This is a genomic window from Actinoalloteichus spitiensis RMV-1378 (assembly GCF_000239155.1).
Classification (GTDB): Bacteria; Actinomycetota; Actinomycetes; order Mycobacteriales; family Pseudonocardiaceae; genus Actinoalloteichus_B; species Actinoalloteichus_B spitiensis.
Genome location: NZ_AGVX02000870.1, coordinates 1 through 939, shown reverse-complemented (window position 1 = coordinate 939; position 939 = coordinate 1). Strand labels below are relative to the sequence as shown.

Here is a 939-nt window from a genome sequence, read left to right as displayed (position 1 = left end):
GGGCTCCCCGGTGCGGAGCCGGTGGCGAGCCCGGCGGAGCTGGTCGGCGGCGCCGGGTACCGCGCCCCGGCCCGCCGGCCGCGCCCGCCCCTGCCGGTCGAGCACGGTGGACGATCGGCCACCCCGACCCCGGTCAGAGCCAACCCCGCCGGGTGAACAGCAGGTAGAGCGCGACCGACGTGACCACGATCAGGATCGAGGACGTGGCGAAACCCCCGTGGTCCAGGTAGCCGGGATAGGGCAGGTTCTGGCCGTAGAAGCCGGTGATCGCCGTCGGCGCCGCGATGATCGCCGCCCAGCTCGTCACCTTCTTCATGACCACGTTGAGCCGGTTGCCCTGGAGCGCCAACTGGGTCTCCCGCAGGGTGCTGGCCAGTTCCCGCACCCCCTCCAACCACTCGGTCGCCCGGAGCACGTGGTCGTAGACGTCCTGGTAGTAGGGCGTCATCCGGCCACCGACGATCCCGCCCGGGTCCCGCATCACGCCGCTGAGCACCTCGCGCATCGGCAGCACAACCCGCCGCACCGCCAACATGTCCTTCCGCGTCCGGAAGGCGACGCGCTGCGCCCGGCGCATGTCGGTGTGCTCCTCGAACAGCATCGCCTCCAGTTCCTCGAGCCGGTCGTCGAAGGACTGGACCACGTCGAAGTGCCCGTCGACGACGACGTCGAGCAACCCGTACAGCAGGGAGTCGACCGTCTGCCCCTCGCGACCGGGGCCGGTGTCCCACCGCTCCCGGAGCCGGTCCAGGTCCAGGCCGGGAGAACGGCGGACCGTGACGAGCGCGTTGGCCGTCACGAACACGTCCACCTCCGACAGGTGGATCCGGTCCGTGCCGTCGCCCTGGCCGCCGGCCGCCGGGGACCTCCCGTCAGGCTCGGCCCGCTCGCCAGCGTCGCCGGCCCCGGCCCCGCTGCCGGCTGGCGCGGTGGGGCCTG

Annotated in this window: 1 protein-coding gene; it reads right to left on the bottom strand. The window is 73.1% G+C overall.

All coding sequences use genetic code 11. The annotated features are described in order from the left end of the window. Nucleotides 1-133: 133 nt before the first annotated feature. A partial coding sequence (locus tag ACTIDRAF_RS31580) for a magnesium transporter CorA family protein (protein WP_016701596.1) occupies nucleotides 134-939 on the bottom strand: 806 nt, incomplete at its 5' end.